This is a genomic window from Megasphaera sp. AM44-1BH, assembly GCF_003467125.1.
Lineage (GTDB): Bacteria > Bacillota > Negativicutes > Veillonellales > Megasphaeraceae > Megasphaera.
Window position 1 is genome coordinate 1 of record NZ_QSFA01000024.1, and the last position, 26,686, is coordinate 26,686.

The 26,686-nt window shown below is 51.1% G+C and carries 31 protein-coding genes and 1 pseudogene; 28 read left to right on the plus strand and 4 right to left on the minus strand.

What is annotated here, in order from left to right; translation table 11 throughout:
* Window positions 1-444: 444 nt before the first annotated feature.
* Genes DW949_RS11870 through DW949_RS11880 form a run of 3 tightly spaced genes read right to left on the minus strand, consistent with a single transcriptional unit; the run spans window position 445 to window position 3,665 of the window.
* Window positions 445-2,277: an AAA family ATPase gene (locus tag DW949_RS11870; RefSeq protein WP_118023429.1), complete on the minus strand. Its 1,833-nt coding sequence runs from the start codon at window positions 2,275-2,277 to the stop codon at window positions 445-447.
* The gene (locus DW949_RS11875) at window positions 2,270-2,731 is read right to left on the minus strand and encodes an ABC-three component system middle component 2 (RefSeq protein ID WP_118023430.1); all 462 of its coding nucleotides are present in this window, start codon (window positions 2,729-2,731) and stop codon (window positions 2,270-2,272) included. The genes DW949_RS11870 and DW949_RS11875 overlap by 8 nt, the downstream gene beginning before the upstream one ends.
* Window positions 2,724-3,665: an ABC-three component system protein gene (locus DW949_RS11880; RefSeq protein ID WP_118023431.1), complete on the minus strand. Its 942-nt coding sequence runs from the start codon at window positions 3,663-3,665 to the stop codon at window positions 2,724-2,726. Before DW949_RS11880 ends, DW949_RS11875 begins: the two co-directional genes overlap by 8 nt.
* Before the next feature lie 382 nt (window positions 3,666-4,047).
* Here DW949_RS11880 and DW949_RS11885 point away from each other — a divergent pair, with 382 nt between their 5' ends.
* The 25 genes from DW949_RS11885 (at window position 4,048) to DW949_RS12000 (ending at window position 22,939) form a co-directional block, all read left to right on the plus strand.
* Complete coding sequence (locus DW949_RS11885) at window positions 4,048-4,548, plus strand: hypothetical protein (protein ID WP_118023432.1); 501 nt, start codon at window positions 4,048-4,050, stop codon at window positions 4,546-4,548.
* Window positions 4,549-4,674: 126 nt separating this feature from the next.
* Window positions 4,675-4,839, plus strand: coding sequence for a hypothetical protein (locus tag DW949_RS13740; RefSeq protein ID WP_199595903.1), 165 nt, complete (start codon window positions 4,675-4,677; stop codon window positions 4,837-4,839).
* Entirely contained in the window at window positions 4,829-5,137 is a 309-nt protein-coding gene (locus tag DW949_RS11890) for an rRNA biogenesis protein rrp5 (protein WP_118023433.1), read from the plus strand. The genes DW949_RS13740 and DW949_RS11890 overlap by 11 nt, the downstream gene beginning before the upstream one ends.
* Entirely contained in the window at window positions 5,127-6,254 is a 1,128-nt protein-coding gene (locus DW949_RS11895) for a DUF2800 domain-containing protein (protein WP_118023434.1), read from the plus strand. The genes DW949_RS11890 and DW949_RS11895 overlap by 11 nt, the downstream gene beginning before the upstream one ends.
* A 12-nt stretch (window positions 6,255-6,266) precedes the next feature.
* Window positions 6,267-6,833, plus strand: a complete 567-nt coding sequence (locus DW949_RS11900) for a DUF2815 family protein (protein ID WP_118023435.1) — start codon at window positions 6,267-6,269, stop codon at window positions 6,831-6,833.
* Window positions 6,834-6,845: 12 nt separating this feature from the next.
* Entirely contained in the window at window positions 6,846-7,034 is a 189-nt protein-coding gene (locus DW949_RS11905) for a hypothetical protein (RefSeq protein ID WP_118023436.1), read from the plus strand.
* A 59-nt stretch (window positions 7,035-7,093) separates the two neighbouring features.
* Window positions 7,094-9,082, plus strand: coding sequence for a DNA polymerase (locus DW949_RS11910; RefSeq protein WP_118023437.1), 1,989 nt, complete (start codon window positions 7,094-7,096; stop codon window positions 9,080-9,082).
* Between the two features lie 87 nt (window positions 9,083-9,169).
* Complete coding sequence (locus DW949_RS11915) at window positions 9,170-9,832, plus strand: Rha family transcriptional regulator (RefSeq protein WP_199595905.1); 663 nt, start codon at window positions 9,170-9,172, stop codon at window positions 9,830-9,832.
* A 3-nt stretch (window positions 9,833-9,835) separates the two neighbouring features.
* Window positions 9,836-10,060, plus strand: coding sequence for a hypothetical protein (locus DW949_RS11920; RefSeq protein ID WP_118023439.1), 225 nt, complete (start codon window positions 9,836-9,838; stop codon window positions 10,058-10,060).
* Window positions 10,038-10,433, plus strand: coding sequence for a DUF4406 domain-containing protein (locus DW949_RS11925; RefSeq protein ID WP_118023440.1), 396 nt, complete (start codon window positions 10,038-10,040; stop codon window positions 10,431-10,433). Before DW949_RS11920 ends, DW949_RS11925 begins: the two co-directional genes overlap by 23 nt.
* Window positions 10,434-10,438: 5 nt before the next feature.
* Window positions 10,439-12,682 (plus strand): phage/plasmid primase, P4 family, encoded by a 2,244-nt coding sequence (locus tag DW949_RS11930; RefSeq protein ID WP_118023441.1) that lies wholly within the window; start codon window positions 10,439-10,441, stop codon window positions 12,680-12,682.
* A gap of 138 nt (window positions 12,683-12,820) precedes the next feature.
* A complete protein-coding gene (locus DW949_RS11935) occupies window positions 12,821-13,129 on the plus strand; it encodes a VRR-NUC domain-containing protein (RefSeq protein ID WP_026385621.1) in 309 nt (102 codons plus the stop codon).
* Window positions 13,126-14,496: a DEAD/DEAH box helicase gene (locus DW949_RS11940; protein WP_118023442.1), complete on the plus strand. Its 1,371-nt coding sequence runs from the start codon at window positions 13,126-13,128 to the stop codon at window positions 14,494-14,496. The genes DW949_RS11935 and DW949_RS11940 overlap by 4 nt, the downstream gene beginning before the upstream one ends.
* A complete protein-coding gene (locus DW949_RS11945) occupies window positions 14,493-14,942 on the plus strand; it encodes a hypothetical protein (RefSeq protein WP_118023443.1) in 450 nt (149 codons plus the stop codon). The genes DW949_RS11940 and DW949_RS11945 overlap by 4 nt, the downstream gene beginning before the upstream one ends.
* Window positions 14,943-15,065: 123 nt before the next feature.
* Window positions 15,066-15,425 carry an HNH endonuclease gene (locus DW949_RS11950; protein ID WP_118023444.1) on the plus strand — a complete coding sequence of 120 codons (360 nt, stop codon included), beginning with the start codon at window positions 15,066-15,068 and terminating at the stop codon, window positions 15,423-15,425.
* A 183-nt stretch (window positions 15,426-15,608) separates the two neighbouring features.
* Window positions 15,609-15,848 carry a hypothetical protein gene (locus DW949_RS11955; RefSeq protein WP_118023445.1) on the plus strand — a complete coding sequence of 80 codons (240 nt, stop codon included), beginning with the start codon at window positions 15,609-15,611 and terminating at the stop codon, window positions 15,846-15,848.
* Window positions 15,799-17,022 (plus strand): site-specific DNA-methyltransferase, encoded by a 1,224-nt coding sequence (locus DW949_RS11960; protein ID WP_118023446.1) that lies wholly within the window; start codon window positions 15,799-15,801, stop codon window positions 17,020-17,022. The genes DW949_RS11955 and DW949_RS11960 overlap by 50 nt, the downstream gene beginning before the upstream one ends.
* Before the next feature lie 61 nt (window positions 17,023-17,083).
* On the plus strand, window positions 17,084-17,929 hold the full coding sequence (locus DW949_RS11965) for a hypothetical protein (protein WP_118023447.1): 846 nt from the start codon (window positions 17,084-17,086) through the stop codon (window positions 17,927-17,929).
* A gap of 107 nt (window positions 17,930-18,036) precedes the next feature.
* Window positions 18,037-18,921 (plus strand): amidoligase family protein, encoded by an 885-nt coding sequence (locus tag DW949_RS11970; RefSeq protein ID WP_118023448.1) that lies wholly within the window; start codon window positions 18,037-18,039, stop codon window positions 18,919-18,921.
* A 94-nt stretch (window positions 18,922-19,015) separates the two neighbouring features.
* On the plus strand, window positions 19,016-19,624 hold the full coding sequence (locus DW949_RS11975) for a DUF4314 domain-containing protein (RefSeq protein ID WP_118023449.1): 609 nt from the start codon (window positions 19,016-19,018) through the stop codon (window positions 19,622-19,624).
* A gap of 118 nt (window positions 19,625-19,742) precedes the next feature.
* Complete coding sequence (locus tag DW949_RS11980; RefSeq protein WP_118023450.1) at window positions 19,743-19,922, plus strand: hypothetical protein; 180 nt, start codon at window positions 19,743-19,745, stop codon at window positions 19,920-19,922.
* Between the two features lie 160 nt (window positions 19,923-20,082).
* On the plus strand, window positions 20,083-20,412 hold the full coding sequence (locus DW949_RS11985; protein ID WP_101912200.1) for a hypothetical protein: 330 nt from the start codon (window positions 20,083-20,085) through the stop codon (window positions 20,410-20,412).
* Between the two features lie 162 nt (window positions 20,413-20,574).
* Complete coding sequence (locus DW949_RS11990; RefSeq protein ID WP_118023451.1) at window positions 20,575-20,769, plus strand: hypothetical protein; 195 nt, start codon at window positions 20,575-20,577, stop codon at window positions 20,767-20,769.
* Window positions 20,770-20,864: 95 nt separating this feature from the next.
* On the plus strand, window positions 20,865-21,341 hold the full coding sequence (locus DW949_RS11995) for a phage terminase small subunit P27 family (protein WP_288906477.1): 477 nt from the start codon (window positions 20,865-20,867) through the stop codon (window positions 21,339-21,341).
* A gap of 35 nt (window positions 21,342-21,376) precedes the next feature.
* Window positions 21,377-22,939: a terminase large subunit gene (locus DW949_RS12000; protein ID WP_118023454.1), complete on the plus strand. Its 1,563-nt coding sequence runs from the start codon at window positions 21,377-21,379 to the stop codon at window positions 22,937-22,939.
* Between the two features lie 6 nt (window positions 22,940-22,945).
* Here DW949_RS12000 and DW949_RS12005 read toward each other — a convergent pair whose 3' ends face one another.
* The gene (locus DW949_RS12005; protein WP_065360643.1) at window positions 22,946-23,776 is read right to left on the minus strand and encodes a class I SAM-dependent methyltransferase; all 831 of its coding nucleotides are present in this window, start codon (window positions 23,774-23,776) and stop codon (window positions 22,946-22,948) included.
* Window positions 23,777-23,888: 112 nt separating this feature from the next.
* On the opposite strand from DW949_RS12005, the gene DW949_RS12010 reads away from it, so the two are divergent.
* The 3 genes and pseudogenes from DW949_RS12010 to DW949_RS12020 all read left to right on the plus strand — a co-directional run.
* A complete protein-coding gene (locus DW949_RS12010) occupies window positions 23,889-25,145 on the plus strand; it encodes a phage portal protein (protein WP_118023452.1) in 1,257 nt (418 codons plus the stop codon).
* A pseudogene (locus tag DW949_RS14000) lies at window positions 25,135-25,840 on the plus strand (head maturation protease, ClpP-related). Before DW949_RS12010 ends, DW949_RS14000 begins: the two are co-directional and overlap by 11 nt.
* Window positions 25,841-25,856: 16 nt before the next feature.
* Window positions 25,857-26,686, plus strand: an 830-nt coding sequence (locus DW949_RS12020; protein ID WP_118023453.1) for a phage major capsid protein, incomplete at its 3' end; no start/stop codon positions are given.

Sequence of the window (26,686 nt, forward strand, 5' to 3'; positions counted from 1 at the left end):
CACAAAAAAAGGTCTAGCCCAACCACAAAAGTTGGACTAGACCCTTTATTTTCCATTCCTGGGCTGAGACGTTTACTGTCTGGTCTGATGTGTTGCAGCGGAGAAGGGCTACCCGGTCCCAGTGGAAGTTGTCGCGACCGGAGCGAGCAGAGAATGTAGCCGATGTTTTTTCCGTCAAATATGGAATGGCCGTACAGGGTAAGACAATCCTTCTGGTTGAGCAAAGATGCTTGGGATTGATACAATGTTGGAAACGGTGTGCATAGCGAAAAAGTCCATATATAGCGAGGGCTAGGCAAACGTCGGCAGATGGCGGCTTTTTTTGTGCCTAAAATTAGGAGAGCGGATTTATAGCAAAAGAGAAGAAAAAACGGCAATAAGAATACGGCAGTAACGATAGCTTTTTATCGTTACTGCCGTTTTTTCATATTATGAAAGGTCATCTTATTCGGCATTAAATACATCATTTAAAAAGCCGTACCGACCTAGATATTTATCTCCGGTGAATTCAATTATATGAATGCCATTTGCTGGATTTTCTTCAGGAATAAAAGGCATACGTTCTTTTTGTTCAATCATGATTACTTGGCGCGTTAATGCATGATCGACAAGGTACTGAATGAAATTATGCTTAATAGTGTTTGCTTTCTGAATTTGCTCAGATTCTGATAATTGGGTTAATGATGAGTCGGTTGCAAAAAAATATGGGGCATAGCCGTTTTGTTCAATAATATATTTACTCATTGCATAAGTCGTTATTGTATTAAGGAGCGCACAAAAGCCACCGCCCATTGTAGCTAGTTTACTTTTTCCATTTATTTCAATGTCAAAATTTTGCATGTTTAATCGTGCGGTATCGGCACCACCAATCTTGGAAGCAGTTAGAACTTTTATTAGATTTTCTTCGAAACCATGAATAAGATTGTAGTCAAAGAAATCGGCTATTTTTCGTTTGGTCACAACTGGCTCTTCTTCAGTTTCTTTATCAAACAATTCTTTTTTGTATTGAAGTTCGTTTTTTCGTAGACATTCCAATTCGCCAGAAATTCTTATGAACTTCATTTTTTCTTCTAGTTCTTGCTGGATTTTATATAACTGAGGAGTAAGTTCATCTGAAATCAATAAATCGATTTTATTTTTTTGCTCCTCTAGTTTTTTTATATTCAGTAGCACACTTTGCTTCTTTTTTTCGACGCTGCCTTTAGCCTTAAATAATCCTTCAATATGAGATTTTATTTTTTCCAATTCTACAGACGATGCTTCTATGTATTTCGTATCAGGTGGGGTGGTTATTTTTGAATTACAAAACGGGCAGTGGGAAACTTTGGGGAAATTTTGAGATGCTAAGCTGCCATCTATTATGAATTCCAATCTATGTATATCTGATTGATATTGTTGATGGAGGATAGAAAAATTGTGAATTACAGTTTCACATTCGGAAAGTTTTCCATTTAAATCATAAATTTTAGACATAATGAAATGTCCTTTAGATATGGCTGTATCAATATGATTTTGAATCTGTTGAATTTGTTTTTTTAAGTCTTTTATTACATTTGGAATATCTACAATTTCACATTGAGATGCAGTTTTTTCTAATTCAGCTCGCTGCTTACTTAAATCATCTAATTTCTCTTGTATGTATGCGAGAAGAGCTTTCTTCTTTGCCTTGCTTATCGTCGGATCTTCTTGCTTTTGTAAATTATTAGCATCTTTACCGGTTAATAAAAATAAAAGGGTAGCTATTGACGGCGTTGGTGCATTCCATCCTGGAGTAATAAGTGGAGAGGTTTCTCTGGCAATATCGGGTTGGCGGAGAAAGAAAAAATGTAACATGGTCCGCCAAGATAGTTTTTGAGTATCTCCTTTCTCAGAAGATAATATTTTATGATCAGAATCAATTCCAAGAAGAGACAGAAATACAGAATTTATATTTTTTTTAGCTTGATTGGAAACACTATAACGTCCGTTTTCGATAGATGAATCTGAACTTATTACTTCTATTTTACTATCGCCAATTTTTCTGTTGAGTGTTACGCACCCTCCTTGCGTTATAAGTTCAAGTGATATTAGTTCATATCCATTATTGGCATCGATGACTTTAGATGGATGCGTTTTGCTTGGTGTTGCTCCAAGTACATAATCCAAACAATCCATTATAAAGCTTTTCCCGGTATTGGATGGACCAATGATGAGATTAAATCCCTGATTAAATTCAATTACAGAGCTTTGGTGTTGTCCGCCAGCAACTATTAATTTTTTCAAGTAGAATCTATTCATGAGTATCCTCCTGTAAAGATTGGAGTGTGCATCGATTGATTTCTTTTAACATATGTGACTCTGATAACCTATATGTATCAACTACAGTTTCAACTGCTAATCGATATTCTTCAGCATATGAAACTTTAAGCTTGTTAGCAAAATCAAGGCCATTAGGAGTTATCTGGAATAAATAACCTTTTTTTGATGTTTTGAATCTTATGCATTTTCTTAAGACCAGGCTTTTTACAGCTTTAGATACGCTTGCCTTTCGTGCTAAAAATTCGCTGAATCTGTAAGTTCCGTACCCATGCAGATTTTCGTCCAGCAATCCAAAATCTGCTGCGTATACCGAAATAAAATCAATTTCACATATTTGCGTAATCGTAAGTGAACGATTTTTAACTTCACTTAATAGTAGAAGAACACGCAATGCCGTTTCAAAGGCAGAACTAATAGCCTTTATATTATCCATGTTTTTTCTTGACCCACCTTAATTTACGATCATTGACAAGATGATGACATACTCCTTTTTTGATTTTTCCGCTAATCCAAAAAGGAGATGAACTTAATAGATAATTTGGTGCAGATATTTTTACGGCTTGTTCCATTACCGATAACATTCGTTCATATCCATTGGGGTGGAATTTCCTGGCTGTATCTTTTACCCCATCAAAAATTTCTTGTTTGAGTACATCAAACTGATTGGAAAGTTTATTGCTCCCTAATTCCAAGACACCTCGTTGAATAGAAGCGGCAGAGTAATAGTCGATTCGACGATCATCGAGGTCATCGGCATAATCAGGATAATCACCTAAATCTTTCTTTGAAAAGGATGGAACTCCTTCTGCATCACCATAGGCTTTATATAATTCATCAATATATGTTTTTTCGTTTTCAGTTGCTTCTTTCGGGACCGGAATAGAATTCGGGCGAGGAAGTAACTTTATTTTTTCCTCAATATCTTCAATTAAAGATATATCGCAAGTAAAGCCGGAGGAATCACTGGAAATTTCACTAGTTGCTACTGAGCCGTCTATAAGTGACAAAATGATTTTTTCAAGTAAATCAGCACAAGCGTCATCAACGCAAGGATTGTTTATCCCGTTATAGCGCAGCCATTTTGCCACAGCATCATAGGAATCACATTCTTCGGTCCTATTGGCAATCCAACGAGAGAACTTTTCCTTATCACGATTGGCGTAAAGATAACTCGCATCAGCAGGTTGAATTTTACGAGTACCTTTTAAAAATCTATATTTTGTATCGGCTTTCTTATGCAGGACAGGACACGAGTCCATAGAGGCATCCTGGATGAAATTCCCAATAATCTCATTGAAATATTGCTCTTTCTTCATCTGTCCAATGCAAAAAGGAAGTAAGCCGGAAGTAAACTCTGAAAATTCCAAATGCTACACCACCTTCAAAAGGAGTCCAGTCCGAAATTGTCCGAGGCTGTCCGTCCAGTCCGATTTTTGATGAGAGTGAATTGCTAGAATTAAAGCAGATCCAATGAGCAACTATCTGGACAACCAAGGCAACACCATGAATTACTTATATTTTATCATACCTTGGGGAAATAGATGAGCTTATGAAGACATTTAAATGAAATTTCCGTCTCGACGTTCATTCCCGGACGCGGGGGTGCCCAGAGCCGAGAGACGGTCTGGAAAGTTAATCACGTCAGCCTACTGGGATGGTTGACCATAGAAGCGAGGATGCATCTTATGGTCAAAATCGACAGGCTGCCTGCGTGGATTCTCGCTTCGCATTATGCGAAGGAGATCGCGCATGGCCAATCTACAGACAAACGAGAAGAAAAGGTATTTTATCCCTCTGGAACTGACTACAGAAACCATCATCACCGAGCCGTATAAAGACTGCGAAGTCCGCTGGTCGAAAATCGGCTGCCGTATGGTGCGTACCATCCTGATTCCGGCAACCGAAGAACAATACCGCGCTTATATGCGGCCACTCTGGCGAGAAGACAAAAGACAACAGCGGCATGGAGATGCTGAAGTATCCGCCGACAAGCTCCGTAATAAATTCGAGCTGGAACCAGAATGTGACTTCGACCTGGAGAAGATTGTCCTGGAGAAAGAGTTCCTGATAGCTCTCCGGCGAGAACTGGCTGCACTGCAAGACATCGATCGGACCATCCTGACGATGATTGCCGACGGCTTCAGCGAAGCAGCAGTCGGGGAGTCAGTCGGGCTGAGCCAGAAAGCCGTCAACAAGCGGAAACATAAGCTTTACGTGTTACTGCAGGATCGTCTCAAGGATTATCGTTAAGTAGGTAGAAAATCCGGCTGCGAAAAGAGTGGCCGGATTTTTTTTAAATCGGTACTTAACGATGATGCGGCTGTCCTACTACTGATGAAGGGCAGAGATGAAACCTTCAAGGAAGGGGGGAAAAACATGAACTACGTCCGAACGCCTGATAATCTGGTGCAGCAAAGACTGGACCAGGAACTGGCCGATGTGCTGATGGCCATCAGCATCATCACTAACAGCATCGCCAGACATCTTCAGATTCTGAATGGTCAACGAAAAGCGAAAGGAGTCAATCAGTATGACAAATGATGAAATGCAAAAACTGGCGGCGGGACTGGCCGACTGCGGGAAGGAGCTTCTCCGTATAGCCGATGCCCTGACGGAGAAAAAGGATGAAGTCCCTGCTGCCGAAGGACAAAAGGGATCGGAAAAGAAGCTGTCACTAGAAGATGTCCGCAGGGTGGCTGCCGATAAAGCCCGCCAGGGACACACGGACGAAGTACGACAGCTCATCCAGAAGTTCGGTGCCGATAAGCTTTCTGGTGTGGATGCGGCCAAGTATCCGGCTTTAATGGAAGAACTGGAGGCGATGGGCCATGCCGACTAAGCACGCGGTGCTTTCCGCTTCCTCAAGTTATCGCTGGCTGGCCTGCCCGCCTTCTGCCCAGGAATGTGCCAAACTTCCGGATACGCCCAGCGAATTTGCCCTGCAGGGTACCGATGCCCACAGCCTCTGTGAATATAAGGTGCTGTCGGCGCTGGGCCGTGATGCGGCAGATCCGACGAAGGGACTCACGCTCTTTGATGAAGAGATGGCCGAATGTGCAACTGAGTACGCAGAGTTCGTGATGGAGCAGGTCGAAGCTGCCAAAGCTGCCTGTAAGGACCCTCTGATTCTGATTGAGCAGTGGCTGGACTTCTCGAAGTGGGTGCCTGGCGGATTTGGTACCGGCGACTGCCTTATCGTGGCGGATGATACCCTGACGGTCATCGATTACAAACACGGCCTGGGAGTCCTGGTGGATGCTGAGAAGAATCCGCAGATGATGTGCTATGCCCTCGGCGCACTGAATCTGTTCGATGGTATCTATGATATCCGCCAGGTGTCCATGACCATCTTCCAGCCCCGCCGGGACAACGTCAGTACCTGCACCATGAGCAAAGAAAAGCTGCTCCAGTGGGCCGAAACGGTGTTGAAGCCCGCCGCGGAACTGGCGGCCAAAGGCGAAGGGGAGTACAAGGCTGGCGACCATTGCCGTTTCTGCAAAATCAAGGCGACATGCCGCAAGAGGGCTGAATATAACCTGGAACTGGCCCGGTATGATTTCGCCGTCCCGTCCACGCTTCAGGATGAAGAAATCGAAGCCGTCCTGGCCAAGGCCGATGACTTGGTGAACTGGGCCGGCGACGTCAAAGATTACGCCCTGCAGCAAGCCCTTTCCGGCAAGCAGTGGGCCGGTTGGAAATTGGTCGAAGGCCGGTCTAACCGTCGGTACGTCAGCGAAGACGCCGTTGCCGCCAAAGTAGAAGAAGCAGGCTTCGACCCGTATGAAAAAAAGCTGCTCGGCATTACGGCGATGACGAAACAACTTGGCAAGAAGCGGTTCGAAGAATTGTTGTCAGATTTAGTTGAAAAGCCGCAGGGCAAGCCAGTTTTGGTGCCGGAATCGGATAAACGCCCGGCCATGCACACCGCGGCAGACGATTTCAATATTGAAAATTAGGAGGAATTTATCATGACAAAAAAATTTACTAATCCTTGTAAGGTAATCACAGGAGTCAATACCCGCTGGTCTTATGCAAATGTTTGGGACCCGAAGTCTATCAATGGTGGTACGCCGAAGTATAGTGTATCTCTCATCATTCCGAAGTCCGATACGGAAACGGTCGAAAGCGTCCGAGCTGCTATCAAGGCTGCCTATGATGAAGGCCAGGGCAAACTCAAAGGTAATGGTCGGGTGGTACCGGCTCTCGAAGCTATCAAGACCCCGCTCCGTGACGGCGACTTGGAACGCCCTGGTGATGATGCGTATAAAGACAGCTTCTTCGTCAATGCCAATTCGGCTACCAAGCCGGGCATCGTCGATGCCGACTGCCAGCATATCCTGGAACGCTCTGAAGTCTACTCCGGCGTCTATGGCCGTGCGTCCATCAACTTCTATGCCTTTAACAGCAACGGCAATAAAGGCATTGCTTGCGGACTGAACAATCTGCAGAAAATCCGTGATGGCGAACCCCTCGGTGGCAAGCCCCGTGCAGAAGATGATTTTGCTACAGCTGACGATGATGATTTCCTGGCATAAGGAGGCGCGATTATGGAAACTATGATGAGACTGATTCTGGATGGTCTGTACTGCCTGGTTGCACTGTGCGCCGGCGGGTTCTTCGTGGCCATGATTTATACGGATATCAAAAAAGACCAGCGGGATGAAGAAATGGCCCGGCACCGGGAAGAACGGGAAGAAGAATATCACCGCAAGCAGATGGAATCCTTCCGGAAATAAGTAGTGGTAAATAGCGGCGGCGGGGCCTTGTGCCTCGCCGTTTTTTCGAGGTGAAGAGTATGGAAAACATCAGTATCGATATTGAAACATTCAGCGATGTCAGCCTGGTTAAATGCGGCGTGTACAAATATGCTGAATCGCCGGCCTTTGAAATTCTCCTCTTCGGATATGCCATAGATGGCGGCGAGGTGCAGGTCGTTGACCTGGCGCGGGGAGAACGCATCCCGGATGATATCCTAGATGCCCTGACCGATGAATCTGTCACCAAGTGGGCGTTCAATGCCAGCTTTGAACGGGTCTGCCTGTCGCGATACCTGCGTGACCTGAGAATGAGCCTGGATCCGTTCCATGACCATCATCCGCTTTCCCGGGACTGTGCCAGGTTCCTCAATCCGGCAGGATGGAAATGCTCCATGATCTGGTCGGCCTATATGGGCCTGCCCCTTTCCCTGGAAGGCGCAGGGGCCGTTCTGAAACTGGACAGCCAAAAGATGAAGGAAGGCAAAGACCTGGTCCGCTATTTCTGCGTTCCCTGTAAGGAAACCAAATTGAATGGCGGCAGAACGAGGAATCTACCTCGGCATGCACCCGATAAATGGACGCTGTTCAAGTCCTACAACAAACGGGATGTGGAAGTGGAAATGGCCATCCAGGAGCGGCTGAAGAAGTATCCTGTCCCGGAACCGATATGGGATGAATATCATCTCGACCAGGAAATCAACGATCGGGGCATCGCCATTGACCGGACGCTGGCTGAAAATGCCATCGTCATCGATGCCCGCAGTCGGGACAGCCTGATGGCTGTACTGAAGGGAAAGACGGGCCTGGAGAATCCGAACTCCGTTATCCAGATGATCGGCTGGCTGGAACAGCATGGGATGAAGACCGATTCTTTGGGAAAGAAGCAGGTGCAGGAACTGCTGAAGACGGCAGAAGAACCGCTGCGCAGTGTACTGCTGCTCCGGCAGAAGCTGGCCAAATCCTCGGTCAAAAAATACCAGGCCATGGAAATGACGGCCTGCGAGGATAGCCGGGCCAGAGACATGTTCCAATTCTATGGGGCCAACCGGACCGGGCGATTTGCCGGCCGGCACATCCAGCTGCAGAATCTGCCCCAGAACCATCTGCCGGATCTCGCAGAAGCTCGGGAATTGGTACGCCAGGGAAATTATGAAGCCTTGGAACTCCTGTATGATTCCATCCCCGATGTCCTTTCCCAGCTGATCCGTACGGCCTTTGTACCCCGGCAGGGGCTGAAGTTTGTGGTATCGGATTTTTCGGCCATTGAAGCCAGGGTGTTGTCGTGGCTGGCAGGCGAAACATGGCGTTCGGATGTCTTTGCCAGGAATGGCGATATCTATTGTGCTTCGGCCAGCTCCATGTTCGGCGTTCCCGTGGAAAAACATGGCGTCAATGGCCATCTCCGGCAGAAGGGGAAAATCGCAGAACTGGCCCTTGGCTATGGCGGCTCCGTAGGTGCGCTGAAGGCCATGGGAGCCCTGGACATGGGCCTTACAGAAAATGAGCTGTATCCTCTGGTGCAGTCCTGGCGGTCGGCCAATCCGCACATCGTCGATTTCTGGTGGCAGGTAGATGCCGCCGTGAAGACGGCTATGAAGGAACATATCCCCATGCGGACCGGCTGCATCCGATTCCTCTGCCAGAGCGGCATGCTGTTCATCCAGCTCCCAAGCGGACGGCGGCTTTCCTATGTGAAGCCCCAGATAGGCGAGAACCGCTTCGGCGGGGAATCCGTCACCTATGAGGGCATCGGCGCAACGAAGAAGTGGGAACGGCTGGAAAGCTACGGCCCGAAGTTTGTGGAAAACATAGTCCAGGGCATCAGCCGGGACATCCTCTGCTATGCCATGCAGACGTTGCGGTGCTGTGCCATCGTCGGCCATGTCCATGATGAACTGATCATCGAATGCAGCCGTGATGCCAGCGTCGATGCCATCTGCGAGCAGATGGGCCGGACACCGCCGTGGGCTGAAGGATTGTTGCTCCGGGCAGACGGATACGAATGTGAATTTTATCAGAAAGATTGAAACGGAGGTACTTAAAGCAGCGGATTCTGTCCTGTTACTGATAGAGGACGAGTTCCTCGGAAATTTTAACGAAAGGTGGAATCCGCTATGAAGAATTTGATTCCTGAAGATGATTACGGTGTGTTTGCTGACCAGAAAGGGGTAGCCAGAGTCGATAGCCTGTTTGTCGCTGCAACTTTTGAGAAAGGCCATCGTCACGTATTGCGGGATATCACCAGAATCATTGAGCCCAGATCTGGGCTCAGTGAAAATTTCATCCATGACAATTTTATACTCAGTACCTACAAAGATGCCAGAGGAAGAAAACTGCCGCGTTACCTGCTGACCCGTGATGGCTTCACGATGCTGGTCATGGGCTACACAGGCCCGAAGGCGATGCACTTCAAGGAACTCTACATCCAGCGTTTCAACGAGATGGAACAATGTGTCCGGTCGCTCCTGTCTGCCCGGCAGGAATTCCCGATGCTGACGGATATGATCTGCCGCCTGCATGAAAACCCGAAGCCGTACCACTTCAGCAACGAATGCGACATGTTGAACCGCATCGTTCTCGGCATGTCTGCCAAGCAGTTCCGGCTGGCCAACGGCATCGAAAAAGGGCAGAGCATCCGGCCTTATCTGACCGCGCAGCAGATTCATGCGCTGGACCGGCTGCAGCACCTGGATTACGGCCTGCTGTATTCCTGCCCGGATTTCCAGCAGCGCAAACAGATGCTCATGACCTATTACAAGACGGAACTGGAGGGATGAAGCATGTTTTACGTCAAGGAACCGATTCATGATGCCATGGAAGTCACAATCGAAATCAACGATGAGAATGTATTCTGCCGCTGCCCGGTTTGTGGCAGAGAAATCCTGGTGGATCTGGAGGAAGTCCTGGGCGATGGGAAGGGCGACCTGTTCGGTACAGCCGTCCTGTGTGAAGACTGTTCCCGGGAACTGATGGAGGTGCGCGATGGAGATGAACCCGAAGCGTAACGCCGAACATTATCCCGACCCCACAGCCTATCAGGCCATCCGGAATGCGGAACCTCCAAGGTTCCCGTTCCGGCCCGTGGTGTATGTCTGCTCGCCCTATGCCGGGAATGTGGATGCCAATACAGCCAGGGCGAGGAAATACTGCCGCTATGTGACAGACCAGGGAGGCATTCCGCTGGCCCCGCATCTGTACCTGCCCCAGTTCCTGGATGAAAAGACGGAGCGGAACCTAGCCCTTTTCATGGATATCGCCCTTCTGTCCAAGTGTGCGGAACTCTGGGTGTTCGGCGATGTCATCTCGGACGGGATGCAGAAAGAAATCGAGTACGCCCGGCGCAAAAGGAAGCCCGTCCGGTATATCAAGGAGGTTTAAGAATCATGGAATTTACCCTTTATACGGCTGCTGTTTCGGGGGCAGAGGCCAATTGCCGTTATCCGGAACAGCGGAAAATCAGCTGTGCGGAAGACCTTGGAGCAGCGGCTGCGTTTGACCATGTCTGTGTGGCATTCAAAAATGATTACCGGAAACGGGAGAACTTTCTCTCATCGGATGTCCTGGTCATGGACTGCGATAATTCGCATACGGAAAATCCTGCTGAATGGATGACCATGGAGAAATTTCTGGCCATGATGCCGGAGGTCTCGGTGGCCATCGTCCCATCACGGAATCACATGAAGCCCAAAGACGGGAAGTGTGCCAGGCCGCGCTTCCATGTTTATTTCGGGATTCCCGGAATTACAGAGGAACCGTGCTATACGGAGCTGAAACGGGCTGTTTATCACGCATATCCTTTTTTCGACGAAGCGGCTCTTGATGCGGCCCGTTTCATCTACGGCTGTCCGGCTGAGAAGGTGGTGTGGCAGGATGGGAAAATGACGATTGACCAGGTGCTGAAGTCCCGGGAAGCTGCGTCACACAGCATTCCCCAGGGACAGCGCAATAATACCATGAGCCGCTTTGCCGGCCGGGTCATCAAACGGTATGGAGCAACAGAGAGGGCATACTCTATTTTTCTTGAAGAAGCCGAAAAATGCGACCCGCCGCTTGCTGATTCGGAACTCAATAAAATCTGGCAGAGTGCTGTGCGTTTTGGTGAACGCATTGCCAGGCAGGACGGGTACGTCAGTCCGGACCAGTACAATAACGATTTTGCCAGTCAGGGCAGCCTGAAGCCGGAAGACTACTCGGATATCGGTCAGGCCAAAGTGCTGAAGCGGGAATATGGTGATGAGCTGCGGTATACGGAAAGTACCGATTTCCTCCGGTACAACGGCATCTATTGGGCTGAATCCCATCAGGAAGCTATCGGCGCGGTAGAAGAATTCCTGGAACTGCAGCTGGCAGATGCCAGGGACCAGATGGAAGCTGGCAGAAAAGCGCTGCAGGAAATGGGTGTTGCGGCAGAACTCATCGATAAGGGCGGCCGGATGCTGGAGAAAGTCATCGAAGGCAGTCAGCAGAAAGCCTTCCAGTCCTATCAGGCGACTTTGGCATATCATGCCTTTGTCATGAAGCGGCGGGACATGCGCTATATCATTTCGGCCCTGCAGGCCCTGAAGCCGATGCTGCTCATTCCCATCCAGGCCCTGGATGCGGATGAATTCCTGCTCAACACGCCTTCGTTTACGTATGACCTGCGGCAGGGGATGGCGGGCAGGCGGAATCACCGTCCGGAAGATTATATTACCAAATGTACCGCTGTCGATCCAGGAGAGGAAGGGGAAGCGGTCTGGCAGCAGGCCCTGGGCGAGTTTTTCACAGGCGACCAGGAGCTGATTGATTACGCCCAGGAAATCTGCGGACTCATGGCCATTGGCAAGGTGTATGTGGAAGCCCTGGTCATTGCCTATGGTGATGGACGGAACGGGAAATCTACGTACTGGAACTCCATCGCCCGGGTGCTGGGGAGTTATTGCGGCGGCATTTCTGCCGATGCCCTGACGGCGAACTGCAAGCGGAACATCAAGCCGGAAATGGCGGAACTCAAGGGCAAGCGCATGGTCATCGCGGCCGAGATGGAAGAAGGTGTCCGGCTTTCCACTTCCGTCCTGAAGCAGCTCTGCTCTACGGATGAAGTCGGCGCCGAAAAGAAATACAAGACGCCGTTTACCTTTGTACCGACCCATACGCTGGTCCTGTACACCAACCATCTGCCACGCGTCGGGGCCAGTGATGAAGGGACATGGCGCCGGCTTATCGTCATCCCCTTCAAGGCGCAGTTTGAAGGCCATGGCGAAATCAAGAATTATGCGGATTATCTGGTGGAGACAGCGGGACCTGCTATCCTGCGCTGGATCATCGAAGGGGCGGAGAAGGTCATTGCCAGCGAGTACCATCTGACCATGCCGAAATGTGTGCGGGATGCTATCCAGGAATACCGCGGGCAGAATGACTGGCTCCGCCATTTCCTGGAAGAATGCTGCGATGTGAATCCATCATGCCAGGAAAAGTCCGGGGCTCTTTATACGGCCTACCGCTTGTACTGCCAGCAGATGAATGAGTATACCCGCAGCACGACGGATTTCTATGGAGCCCTGGAGAAAGCCGGGTTCGACAGGCGCAAGCGGAAAGCAGGGTATTTCATTTACGGATTGAAACTGAAAGTCACAGATTTCTTGTGAGAAAAGGGAAGGGTGCAGGTCGGTGCAGGTCTATCCATAAACTCCCTTTAGGGCTGAAAAATAGAAAAAATGCCTTTAAGGAAAGTTTGCGGAACGACCTTCAACGACCTGCACCCCTGTAAAAAAGAGGTGATACCGATGCGGGAAAAAGAGATAGAACATCATCTGGTGATGGAAACCAGGAAGGCAGGCGGTATGGCAGTGAAGTTTGTTTCGCCATCGTTTTCAGGCATGCCGGACCGCTTGGTCCTATTGGGTGACGGGAAGATGGGCTTCGTGGAAGTGAAGGCGCCGGGGCAGAAGCCGAGGCCGCTGCAGCTGAAGCGGCATGCTATGCTGCGGAGACTGGGCTGCCAGGTTTTCGTCCTGGATGCCATGGAGGACATCCCCGCTGTCCTGAATGCCATCGCCCACACGCCCGATGGGAAAGGGGGCGGAGGTGCATGAAGTTCATGCCGCATGAATATCAGAAATACGCCATCGAATATATCAAGTCCCATCCCGTTACGGCCCTGTTCCTGGACATGGGCCTTGGCAAGACGGTGACGACGCTGACGGCCATCCGGGACTTGATGTATGACACCTTTGAAGTACAGCGGGTGCTGGTGGTCGCTCCGCTGCGGGTGGCGAGAGACACCTGGCCGGATGAAATCAAGAAGTGGGACCATTTGAAATGCCTTACCTGTTCCGTCGTGGTCGGCAGCGTGGCAGAACGGCGGCGGGCCTTGCAGCAGGATGCGGATATCTATATCGTGAACCGCGAGAACCTGGCCTGGCTCTATGAGAACAGCCGCCTTGATTTCGATATGGTCGTCCTGGACGAACTGTCGAGTTTCAAGAACTACCAGTCGAAGCGGTTCCGGGCCATGAAGGCCTTGCGCCCCAGAGTGAAACGCATCGTCGGCCTTACGGGAACGCCCAGCGGCAACGGACTGATGGACCTTTGGGCCGAGTTCCGTATCCTGGATATGGGAAAGCGGCTGGGGAGATATATCAGCCAGTACCGGAACCTGTATTTCCAGCCGGATAAGCGCAATGGCATGGTGGTGTATTCCTACAAACCCCTGCCGGGAGCGGAAGAAGCCATCTATCACCAGATTGCCGACATCACCGTGTCCATGAAGGCGACCGATTACTTGAAAATGCCGGAGCTGGTGAGCGTAGCGAAGGAAGTCAGCCTGAGCGAGAAAGAAAAGGAACGGTATGATGAACTGAAGAAATCCCTGGTGCTGGAACTTCCAGGCGGCGAGGTTACAGCCGCCAATGCCGCGTCGCTTACCTTGAAACTTTCGCAGATGGCGAACGGCGCCATTTATACAGATGACAAGGATGTGGTGACCATCCATGACCGGAAACTGGATGCCTTGGAAGACCTGGCGGAAAGCGCCAACGGGAAGCCGGTCCTGGTGGCGTGCTGGTTCAAGCACGATAAAGACCGCATCCAGAAGCGTATGGAATCCCGGGAACTGAAGGAGCCGAAGGACTTCGCCGACTGGAACGCAGGAAAGATTCCCGTGGCGCTTATCCATCCGGCCTCTGCCGGACATGGGCTGAACCTTCAGCAGGGTGGTTCCATCCTGGTCTGGTTCGGCCTGACCTGGAGCCTGGAACTGTACCAGCAGACCAACGCCCGGCTCTGGCGGCAGGGGCAGCAGAGCCGCACAGTCATCATACAGCACATTGTAGCCAAGGATACAATTGATGAGCGTATCCTGAAAGTCTTGGAACACAAAGACGGAACCCAGGCCGCACTGATCGAGGCGGTGAAAGCTGACCTGAGCATGACGAAAACGGGAAATGGGGGTATACTATGAAGCAGGAACCGGAAGGAGAAGGAACACGTATGGAAGCCAAAGCGTACCTGGAACAGGCACGGAACATCAACATGCAGATAGACAGCAAGCTGGAGCAGGTATCCGCTTTGCGGCAGCTGGCCATCAAGGCATCATCGACACTCAGCCCGGTCCCGCCGAGCGGGACACCCAACCCGCATCGGCTGGAAGAAACCATCGCCCGCATGATGGATATGGAACAGGAAGTGGATGAAGCCATCGACGTCCTGGTCGAACTCAAGGCAGACATCATGAAGGCCATCAGCCGGGTGCCGGATGCCCGGGAACGGGTCGTCCTGGAACTCCGCTACCTGGCCTTCAAGGATTGGGCGTCCATTGCCGATGCCCTGGGGCTTCATGTCCGCCAGGTGTACCGCCTGCATGACGAAGCCCTGAAACACATCGAGATTTCTGGCGAATGTCACTGAATGTCACTAAAGCAGCACTTGATGTCACTGGCTTCTGTAAGATATACTATAATCAGCAAGAAAAGAATGCAGGACCGAGGCTTGAACGCCATCGGTCCTTTTTTGATATCGGAGATGATACGAATGCCAAGAAGACCGCGGACACCGTGTAAGTATCCGGGATGCCCGAGGCTGGTGCCATATGGAAGAAAATATTGTGATGAACATGAACATCGGTGCCAGGGCGAACGGAAAAACGCCATGCTGCGTGGCTATGGACGGGAATGGCAGAAAGCCAGGAAGTTCTTTCTGAAACGTCATCCCTGGTGCATCCGCTGCAAAGAGAAAGGACGGCTGGTCCCGGCAACCGTCGTGGATCATATCAAGCCGCATCGTGGCGACCCGGATTTGTTCTGGGATGAGAAGAACTGGCAGCCCTTGTGCAAGAGCTGCCATGACCATAAGACGATGACCGAAGACCGGGACATCGAGTACAAGTACTGAAAAGCAAGCGGGGCGGGGGGATATCAATCTCTGCAGCCCTTCCGTCCATGACCGCTGCCCCCTCAAATGGGAAAAAACGCGAAATTCATAAGGGGGGATATAAGGACGGTCTTCAACCGAATATCAAGCAGCTCCAGGCTTCTGGCCCGGGGCTTTTTTATTGCCAGGGAGAAGGGAACCTTCATGAATGACTGCCAGCGCAGGCAGATTGAAGCCATGCGGAAACAGGGGATGGGATACAAGGCCATCGCCCGGGAAACGAAGCTGTCACGGGACAGCGTACGGAATTATTGCCGCTGGCATCATCTGAACGGATACGGAGCCGCCATCGCTGCGGCATCCAGAAAGGAAACAGTGTATGAAGACATCGGATATGGAATGGAAAGTCCTGCCCATCGGGCAGCTGAAGCCTGCGGCATATAACCCCAGGAAGCAGCTGAAGCCCGGTGACAAGGAATACGAAAAAATCAAGAATTCCATCCAGGAGTTCGGTTATGTAGACCCCATCATCGTCAACTATGACATGACCGTCATCGGCGGGCATCAGCGCCTGACTGTGCTGAAAGAACTGGGCTATGAAGAAGTCCAGTGTGTGGTCGTCCATATCGAAGACGAACACAAGGTCAAGGCACTCAATATCGCGCTCAATAAAATCACCGGCGCCTGGAACGAACAGCTCCTGGCCGACCTCATCGTGGATTTGCAGAGCGTCGATTTCAATGTAGACCTGACGGGCTTCGAGGCGCCGGAAGTGGAACAGCTCTTTTCCAAAGTCCACAACAAGAAGGTGAAAGAAGATGACTTCGATGTGGACGGGGAACTGGAGAAGCCGACTTTTTCCCAAGCTGGTGACATCTGGCTTCTGGGGGAACACCGCGTCATCTGCGGCGATGCCATGCTACCGGAAAACTACACACGGCTGATGGACGGGAAGAAAGCCAATCTGGTGTTGACGGATCCTCCGTACAATGTGGATGTGGAAGAAACAGCGGGGAAAATCAAGAACGACAATATGCCGGACGATAAATTCTATCAGTTCCTGTTCAGCGCTTTCGTCAACATGGAGCAGAACATGGAACAGGATGCATCTATCTATGTGTTCCACGCCGATACGCAGGGGCTGAACTTCCGCAAGGCCTTCAAGGACGCAGGCTTCTACCTGTCCGGTTGCTGCATCTGGAAGAAGAACGCCCTGGTCCTGGGCCGCAGTCCGTACCAGTGGCAGCACGAACCGTGCCTGTTCGGCTGGAAGCTAAACGGGAAACACCAGTGGTATTCCGACCGCAAGCAGACAACCATCTGGGAATATGACCGGCCGAAAGCCAGCAAGGAACATCCGACCATGAAGCCCGTGGCGCTCATGGCCTATCCTATACAGAACTCGTCCATGAGCCACTGCATCGTCCTGGACCCGTTCCTCGGATCCGGCTCCACGCTCATGGCCTGCCAGCAGACGGACCGCATCTGTTATGGCATCGAGCTGGACGAGAAGTTCGTCGATGTCATCGTGAAGCGGTATATCAGCGAGTGCGGGAGTGAAGGCGTGTTTGTACTGCGTGGGAATGAGAAAATTACTTATGATAAAGTGCAAGAATGACTTGCTATTATCGGCGTTCAGAGTGATATATGTACTAGCAAAACAAGGAGGTACATAGACCGTGACAATCCAGACGAACCTGAACGACCGCAAGGAACTGGCCAGACAGCTGATTCCCTTCAACCATAATGAAAAGCTCCGCTACACCGGGACGCCGGCCTTTGCCTACGAAGGGCAGGGCTTCCGCATCCTTCGCAGCGGCGATATCGAATGCGATGATGAAAAGACAGAAGCCGCCATCACGGCGTTCCTGCAGGAAGCAGGCATCCTTCCGCAGCCAGAACCGGCAGAAGAATCGGCATCCGAAATGCCGCAAGAAATGCCAGAAATGGATGCAATGCCGCAGACGGCAATGGAGCCGGACAGGATGGAAATCAAGGTCCCCATTGATGGCATGGACGGGACGCAGCTCCGCAACCTGGTCTTCATGCTCCATGCCCAGCAGCACCTGCTGAACCGGGCTGCAGGGCATGACAACATCCGTGTGCCGGACAGGCTGGTGAAAGACCTGAAAGAAGAATCAGGTACAGACAGGACATCCTTCTTTGCCATCTATCAGAACTACGGAAAGGAAGGGCAGGGGTTCCTGATTGCCGCAGATACGGTGACATTCTATTTGGTTGCGACAGGCAACGCCATGAAGAACCGTGCTTTGATTGAACTGACGGCCTTCATGGTCGGCGCGGCGAAAAAGGCGAAACGAATTAATCCCGTCACCCGGAAACCGGAGAATGAGAAATACTATCTGCGGATGTGGCTCCTGCGCATCGGCATGGGAACGAAAGCCAGTCACGAATCGCGCATGGCCCTGCTGAAAGGCCTGAACGGATGGAGTGCTTTCCGCACAGAAGCGGACGCCAAAGCCCACGCTGAACGGCAGAAGGAACGCCGGCATCTGAACCTGTAAACTTTCAATTTAATTCATAATTATTCTCAATATGACTTGCTATTGTGTGCCTTTAGAGTGATATATAGTGTACCGAAAGAACACACGCACACATAGAAAGGACAGAGATGATTATGAAAACACTGCACTTTGGAATCGAAATGGAAATGACAGGGATTACGAGAAGCCGGGCCGCCAGCCTCATGGCCCGCTTCTTCGGGACGGAATGTCGGCACGAAGGCGGAGCCTACGATACCTACACTGCAAGGGATGAACAGGGACGGAAATGGAAAGCCATGAACGACTCCAGCCTGGTTCCCCAGAAGAAGGTGAACGGAAACATTACAGATGCTTCCAGCTTCTACCGCACGGAAGTGGTCAGTCCCATCCTTTCCTACGAAGACATCCCGAAGCTGCAGGAACTGGTGCGGACGCTTCGCAAGGCCGGAGCTTTTGCCAACAAGTCCTGCGGCATCCACATCCATGTCGGGGCCGAACAGTTCACGGCAAAGACCCTGCGGAACCTGGTGAACATTATGGCGAGCAAGGAAGACATGATTTACCGCGCTCTCCAGATCAACCCCTCGCGGGAAAGCCGGTACTGCCGGAAGACGAACACCGCTTTCCTGAAGGATCTCAACCGGAAAAAGCCGGTCACCCTGGACGGCATCGCTGAACTCTGGTATCAGGAAGCGCCTTATGGACGGAATCATCATTACAACAGCACCCGCTACCACGGGCTGAACCTGCACGCCACCTTCACCAAGGGAACCGTCGAATTCCGGCTTTTCAACGGGACGCTTCACGCCGGGGAAATCAAGGCATACATCCAGTTCTGCCTGGCTGTCGCCCATCAGGCCCTCACGCAGAAGAAGGCCTCGGCACGGAAGACCGAGACGGATAATGAGAAATACGCCTTCCGGTGCTGGATGCTCCGGCTCGGACTCATCGGCGACGAATTCAAGACCTGCCGCCTCCACTTCCTCAAACACCTCACGGGCAATTCCGCATAGCGCAATGCCGCCGCTTGAAGGAGATAGCCTTCCGGGCAGCTTCGGCTGCCCTTGGGGAGGTAGAAGGGCATTCCCTTCAGAAAGGATGAGAGCGATGAAACAAAGAATCTACATTGCCTATGGCAGCAACATGAGTGAAGTGCAGATGGCGCAGCGGTGTCCCGATGCCACCCTTGCGGGGACAGGACGGGTAAATGGATATGAACTTCTCTTCAAAGGTTCCCTGACAGGATGTTACGCCACTATCGAGAAGAAGGCAGATGCCTTCGTGCCGGTCGTCCTCTGGCGCATTTCCGAGGCAGACGAACGGAGACTTGATGCATACGAAGGCTTTCCACGGTTCTATTACAAAAAAGAAGTGAAAGTGGAAACCGCTGACGGCACAATCCGCGGGCTGGTGTATATCATGCACGAAGATCGGCACTTCGGCATCCCGGAAGCATGGTATTACCAGAACATGGAGCGGGATTATCGCAAGTTCGGCTTCGACCTGTCCGTCCTGCGGTTGGGGCTACAGAACAGCCGGGCAAGGACGAAAGGCGCACGGGTGCGGCTGATTTCCATGGACGATGTGCAGGCGCCGCCTGCAGGTACCGAAGGCACGGTCCAGTACGTCGATGATGCCGGAACCATCCACGTGCAGTGGGACACGGGCGGCAGCCTCGGACTGGTACCCGGCGCCGATGAATGGGAATTTGTTTAATAAAATGCATAAATAACAGAAAAAATGACTTGCTATTATGTGCCTTTAGAGTGATATATATACATGACAAAGGGGACAAGCCCCAAAGAAAAAAGCGCATGAAAGCGAGGAAAAAACGATGAGAACAATCATTACACTGGATGGAAAGAAAATCAGCAAAAAAGCAGCCTGCGAAATGTTTGGAAAGGAAGACATGGACAAACGGATACGGGAAGCCAAAGAAGTCTTTTTCGAAGACCCAAATGAAGAAAGCAGCTGGTGGATGGGAAGCGGGATGCTGACCATTGAGTTTCGGTAAACTTCCGAACAATAAGGGGCCGATAGCAGGCCTCTTTTCTCGTAGAAAAATGCATAAATAATCGAAAAATGACTTGCTATTATGTGTCTTTAGAGTGATATATATACATGACGAAGGGGGAAGCCCCAAAGAACAAGCACATGAAAGCGAGGAATTTACCATGACAAACATTTACGCACTCCGTAACCATTTCGAACTCCACGAATACAAGACAGCAATTACAAGAGCTGATTTCGAAGCCCATTTCAAAGCCACGAAGGAAAAGGTGACCTTCACTTTTGGAGGCTGGGATGGCAAAAGCTATCACGGTGAAAGCCGCACCGCAAGGGTTTACCGGACAGATATAAAAGGCTACGAAGATGTCAGGTTTATCAAAGTGGGGAAAGGGCTTCATTACATCGAGGATGCTCTCCCGATTCTTGAAGAAGCGACCGGGGAAACTCACCCGAGTGCCGAATGGCTGGTCGATGTCCTGAAAAGCGCACGATAAGGAAAAACTGAAGACGGGGCCGAAAGGCCCTGTTCCTTGTTATGAAATAAAATACATAAATATTCGAAAAATGGCTTGCTATTATGTGCCTTTAGAGTGATATATATACATGACAAAGGGGAAAGCCCCAAAGAAAAAGCACACGAAAGCGAGGAAGCTGCGATGACAAAATTTGAAAAAGACTACTATGAAATGCTGAAGGGAGCAGGGCGGTATATCCTGAAAAAACGGATGGAAGAAATCAAGGAACTGAAGAAAGAACAGCGGTCCTGCAAGAACCGTTTCCGGTTCCAGTGCATCTGCCAGACTCTCAGCCGGTTGGAATGGGAATACGAAGCCCTCGAAGGACTTTACTAGTGCATCTGGTATTTTCTTGCAGAAAAATAAGAGGAGACCGCAGTTGCGGTCTTCTCTGTCGTACAGCCCGTAAGGGCTTTTTTTTTGGGAGGTGAGTGCCATTGGCTGTACGAGGAAGGAAACCGAAACCGACAGCACTCAAGGTGCTGGAAGGAAATCCCGGCCATCGCCCGCTCAACAAAAAAGAACCGCTGCCTAAGGGACGGCTGCCCCGCTGTCCGGACTGGCTGGAAGACGATGCCAAGAAGGAATGGAAACGCCTGGGAAAAGTCCTCGCGGAGATGGGGATGCTGACCAATCTGGATATGATGGCCTTTGCCGGATACTGCCAGGCATACGCCCGGTGGAAAGGGGCCGAAGAGTTCATCACCCAGCATGGGGATATGGTGCGGACGCCGAACGGATACCTGCAGCAGGTGCCTCAGGTGTCCATCGCCCAGACGAACCTCAAAATCATGCTGAAGTTCTGTGAGCAGTTCGGCCTGACTCCGTCTGCCCGGAGCCGCATGATCGGGGAAGAAAACGGGGCAGAAACAGAAACGGATGAAATGGAACTGCTGCTAAGGGGGTGACAAGTTTGGCGTTTGTATATAAGCCGTCAGCGTTCATGCTGCCGGCTTCCCGTTATGATGAAGAAAAGGCTGACCGTGCCGTCGCTTTCATCGAGCATCTCTGTCATACCAAAGGAAAATGGGCTGGGAAGCCTTTTCTCTTATTGCCCTGGCAGGAACAGATTGTGCGTGATCTGTTCGGCATCGTCAAGGAGAACGGGAAGCGGCAGTTCCTGACGGCCTATATAGAGATACCAAAGAAGAACGGGAAGAGCGAGCTGGCTGCCGCCATCGCCCTGTACCTTCTTTATGCCGATAATGAACCGAGTGCCGAAGTGTATGGTGCAGCCTGTGACCGCAACCAGGCATCCATCGTCTTTGATGTGGCACGGCAGATGGTCGAGATGAGTCCGGCCCTGATGCGCCGTTCCAAGATACGGTCGGCCGGGAAGCGGATCATCAACTACCACAATGCCGGGTTCTACCAGGTGCTGTCGGCAGAAACAGGGACCAAGCACGGGCTTAATGTGTCCGGCCTGGTCTTTGATGAAATCCACGCCCAGCCGAACCGGAAGCTTTATGATGTCCTGACCAAAGGCTCTGGTGATGCAAGGGAGCAGCCTCTCTTTTTCATCATCACCACAGCGGGCAATGACAAGAACAGCATCTGCTACGAACTGCATACCAAGGCCCTGGACTTGATGGCGGGCCGGAAGAAGGATGCCACCTTTTATCCCGTGGTCTATGGCCTGGAACATGAGGAAGACTGGACGGATGAAGCGAACTGGTACAAGGCGAACCCGTCACTGGGCCACACCATACAGATTGACCGCGTCCGGGAAGCGTATCGGAATGCCGTCGAAAATCCGGCGGAAGAGAATGTCTTCAAGCAGCTCCGGCTCAATATCTGGACTTCGGCCAGCATCCGCTGGATACCGGAACAGGTCTACGACAAGGGGAATCTTCCCATTGACAGGGACTTCCTGCGGGGACGGATGTGCTACGGCGGGCTGGACTTGTCCAGTACGTCGGATATCACGGCCCTGGTTCTGGCTTTCCCGCCACGGAGCGATGACGAGAAATACATCCTGCTTCCTTTCTTCTGGCTGCCGGAAGACACGCTGGAACTGCGGTGCCGCCGGGACCATGTCCTATACGACGTCTGGCAGAAGCAGGGCTTCATCCAGACAACGGAAGGGAACGTCATCCATTATGGTTTCATCGAGAAGTTCATCGAACGTTTAGGAGAAACCTATAATATCCGGGAAATCGCTTACGACAGGTGGAACGCCACCCAGATGGTGCAGAACCTGGAAGACATGGGCTTTACCATGGTGCCTTTCGGCCAGGGATTCAAGGATATGTCGCCACCGTCGAAGGAGCTGTTCAAGCTCTTGATGGAAGGGAACATCCTCCATGGCGGCAATCCCGTCCTCAAATGGATGGCCGGCAACGTCGTCATGCGGCAGGATCCGGCGGGGAACATCAAGCCGGACAAAGAAAAATCCGTCGAAAAAATCGACGGAATTGTGGCGTCCATCATGGCACTGGACCGCTGCATCCGCAACGGAATAGGCAGCGGCAGTGTCTATGACGAACGGGGTGTTATTGCTTTTTGATTTTTATTACCAGGTAATTTGGCAGATGTTCATTCTGAACACCCAATCGAAAAGATACGCCATTCCCCTTAAAAGTGGAGAGATGCCTTCCTTTTTCAGGTCTACATAGCCTGTCAGGTATTTTCGTACAGATACCTTAATGTCGTCGTCCAATCTTAGGTCATGAAGTGGGTTATTGCAGTAGAACATTCCCTTTATGCCATGTATTCCCATTGTTTTCAATGTTCTCTTCATCAGTACCTTTATACCGAAGCTGCCGATAGTATCAAATACGAGGCAACCGTGGGGAAAGGCACCCTTTAGCCTCAGAATAAGTTGATGTACCTCTTTTTCTCTGAGATACATAAACACTCCGGCTGCAAACAGGAAAACTCCTTGAAATACATCAATGTATTGAGTCCAAGTATCATCATTTAAATCAGCCGCGATATTGATTTCTCGGCCAATAGGGGGAAGAAGCGAATTTCGTATGGAAATAATGTCTTTCCTGTCGATATTGTATAGATTCATTCTTCCGTTATCTCCTAAGCGAGGGGTCTGATCTAATCCGCATCCCATATTCACAACAGCCGCATCTGGATGGGAAGATAGATAGTCTTGCATCTCATAAAGAATAGCTTTGCTTCGAAGAATACCTTCTAAGGCACCAAACTTCCAAACAAAAGAACCTTTCTTTTTATCAAGCGTAGAAAAATCGTAATTCAGATGTCTGATTACGTCATCCGCATAAGGGTCTAGGAGAATGTGAGGGAAGAGTTCATTGCCAAGTTTCCTGGCATAGAGGGGAATGATTAATGTTTCTTGCACCGTATTTTTTTCAATAGTTATTCTGCCCATGAGTGCTCATTTCCTTTCTGAGATTTACTATTATGAAAATAGTTTACCAATAATAAAACGTGTTTGTAAACTATCAATTACTAGGTTAAGTATCCCTTTTTAGGAGGTTTTCATGCATATCCCATTTTTATCCAGCCTGTTCCGTACTCGGGACAAGCCTCAGAACTATTACATCAGCACGGATTTCCGTTATCTGTTCGGCCCTTCCACCAGCGGCAAGATGGTGAACGAGTTCACGGCCATGCAGACAACGGCGGTGTATGCCTGTGTCCGCATCCTGGCGGAAACCTTGGCAGCTCTGCCGCTACAGCTGTACCGTTACACGCCGGGCGGCAAGGAGCGGGTCTATGACCATCCGCTGTATCATCTGCTCCATGATGAGCCGAACCCGGAGATGACCTCGTTCATCTTCCGGGAAACGCTTATGAGCCATCTACTCATCTGGGGCAATGCCTACGCCCAGATCATCCGGGACCGCTTGGGACGGGTGCAGGGACTTTATCCGCTGCGTCCAGACAAGATGACCGTCTGCCGGGATGACCGGGGACAGATTTTCTATCTGTATACCAAGACGGGTGATGAGAATCCGAATGTCAAACCATACGGGCAGGTGGTCCTGCAGAAGGAAGAAGTGCTGCATATCCCCGGCCTTGGTTTTGACGGCCTGGTCGGCTATTCGCCTATTGCCATGGCCCGCAATGCCGTGGGCATGACCATGGCCTGCGAGGAATACGGTGCGTCTTTCTTTGCCAACGGGGCCAGTCCCAGCGGGGTACTGGAGCATCCAGGCGTTCTGAAGGACCCGGGCAGAGTCCGGGATTCCTGGAATGCTGTCTATCGGGGGACAGGCAACGCGCACAAGGTAGCCGTGCTGGAAGAAGGCATGAAGTACCAGCAGATCGGCATCCCGCCGGAAGAAGCACAGTTCCTGGAAACGCGGAAGTTCCAGCTCGATGAGATTGCCCGGCTCTACCGCATCCCGCCACACATGATTGGCGACCTGGAGAAAAGTTCCTTCAATAACATCGAGCAACAGTCCATGGAATTTGTGAAATACACTCTGGACCCATGGGTTATCCGCTGGGAGCAGGCCATGCAGAAAGCCCTGTTCCTGCCGGAAGAGAAAAAGCAGTATTTCCTGAAGTTCAACGTGAACGGCCTCTTGCGCGGCGACTACGAGAGCCGCATGGCCGGGTACAGCATCGGTCGGCAGAACGGCTGGCTGTCCGCCAACGATATCCGGGAGATGGAAGACATGAACCCTGTGCCGGATGAGGAAGGCGGCAACCTGTACCTGGTGAACGGCAGCATGACCAAGCTCAAGGACGCCGGGGCCTTTGCCCAGAAGGGAGAAACGAATGAAACATAAATTTTGGAGATGGGTGACAAATGTTGCCCACGATGCCTTTGGCAGCGAACGGACGCTGTACCTGGACGGACAGATTTCGGACGAGACCTGGTGGGGCGATGAAGTGACCCCGAAGGCGTTCAAGGATGAACTGAACGCGGGCAGCGGAGATATCACCCTCTGGATCAACAGTCCGGGCGGTGACTGTTTTGCCGCTGCCCAGATCTATAACATGCTCATGGATTATCCCGGGAACGTCACCGTCAAGATTGACGGCCTGGCGGCTTCAGCGGCTTCCGTTATCGCCATGGCCGGGACGAAGGTCTGCATGTCGCCGGTGGCCATCCTGATGATCCACAATCCGGCGACCCTGGCTTATGGGGACAAAGCCGAGATGGAAAAAGACCATCGGCATGCTGAGCGAAGTCAAGGAGAGCATCATCAATGCCTATGAAATCAAGAGCGGCCTGGCCCGTACGAAGATTTCGCACATGATGGATGACGAGACTTGGCTCAATGCCCGGAAGGCCGTGGAACTGGGCTTTGCCGATGAAATTCTTTTTGACCAGGAAGACGGAGAACAGCAGCCGGAAGCCATGCTGTACAGCCCGGTCATGGTGACGAATTCCTTTGTACAGAAACTGAAACCAAAGAAACCCTTGCAGAAAGTGCCAGCCGCTTCCTTAGAGAAACGGCTGGCATTGCTCATTCATTGACAGGAGGACAAATACAATGGATACGATTTTAGCACTGCGCGAGAAGCGCAAGAACCTCTGGGATGCGGCGAAAGCCTTCCTGGATATGGCCCGTGATGAGAACGGCATGGTATCGGCAGAAGACGCTGCCCGGTACGACAAGATGGAAGAAGATGTGGTGAACCTGGGCAAGGAAATCGACCGCCTGGAACGCCAGCAACAGCTCGATGCCCAGCTGGCCCAGCCGACATCTTCTCCTATCACGGAACAGCCCGGTGCAGGGAACCAGGTGCCGGAAAAGAAAGGCCGTGCATCCCTTGCTTACCAGAAAGCCTTCTGGGACAGCATCCGCCATAAGAACTTTATCGATGTACAGAATGCCCTGAGCGTGGGCACGGATGCTGATGGCGGCTACCTGGTGCCGGATGAATTCGAGCATCAGCTCATCGACAAGCTCCAGGAAGAGAACTTCTTCCGCAGCCTGGCGACGGTCATCCATACCAGCGGCGACCGCAAGATTCCTGTCGTGACGGGACATGGCGAAGCATCCTGGATGGAAGAGAACGGCCTCTATCCGGACAGCCAGGATACCTTCGGCCAGCAGTCCATCGGGGCGTACAAGCTGGGGACGGCTATCCGTGTGTCGGAAGAACTCCTGAATGACAGCGTCTTCGACCTGGAAAGCTATATCGCCGGCGAATTTGCCCGCCGTATCGGCACGAAGGAAGAAGAAGCCTTCCTCATCGGCGATGGGAGGAACAAGCCGACCGGTGTATTTCCGTCTGCGGAACTGGGCGTGACGGCCAATGGCGCATCCATCACCTTTGATGATGTCATCGACCTGTATCATTCCCTGCGCATCCCGTA